Raw genomic sequence first — 585 nt, 5'->3', positions numbered from 1 at the left:
ACGGTTTTGATTATTCCAATCATTAGAAGATTCATTAAATTTATCATACCAATAATCACCTATATCTTGCACAGTAACTGGACCATATTTCCCTTCATATATTGAATACGCTGCGCCACCAATAGAAATTGCAACCCCCAGTACCTGCCCTCCAGGCACAAACATGGCCATTGCGCCGGCTATATTCAATAAATCACCAGCAGTTAATTTGGAAGTATCTCCATTATTGTCGTAAATATTTACTCCTACCTGAGCTAATCCAAGAAGATTCCCTGCTCCAGAAAATTTTCCTGCATAACCATGTGGAATACCCTCAGCAAAACTGACCGTAGTAGCAGTGATACCTACTGAAGTTGAAAGCCCTGATTGATTACGAGTAGCATATGAAACTGACTGTCCTGTCAATCCAGACACTCCTGAAATGTTATTTGCTGCATAAGAAAATACAACTTTAGCTGCTTCTGACATAATTAATCTTCCTGCTGTTAAAGACAAATATTAAATTATTTCTTTTATATGTTTCTTAATTTTATAAAAATTAGTATATTTACAATAAAAAAAGAAATAATAGATAAAAATCTAATA

1 protein-coding gene is annotated in these 585 nt (G+C 34.4%); it reads right to left on the bottom strand.

Translation table 11 applies throughout. From position 1 onward, the window contains the following. The coding region (locus HMPREF9370_RS11495) for a hypothetical protein (RefSeq protein WP_009117693.1) at positions 1 to 468 on the bottom strand (468 nt) is incomplete at its 3' end. Between the last annotated feature and the right edge of the window lie 117 nt (positions 469 to 585).

Origin of the sequence: Neisseria wadsworthii 9715, assembly GCF_000227765.1 — a bacterium.
Classification (GTDB): domain Bacteria; phylum Pseudomonadota; class Gammaproteobacteria; order Burkholderiales; family Neisseriaceae; genus Neisseria; species Neisseria wadsworthii.
The sequence above is the reverse complement of the archived record's forward strand: the minus strand, read 5'-3'. Positions and strand labels throughout refer to the sequence as shown.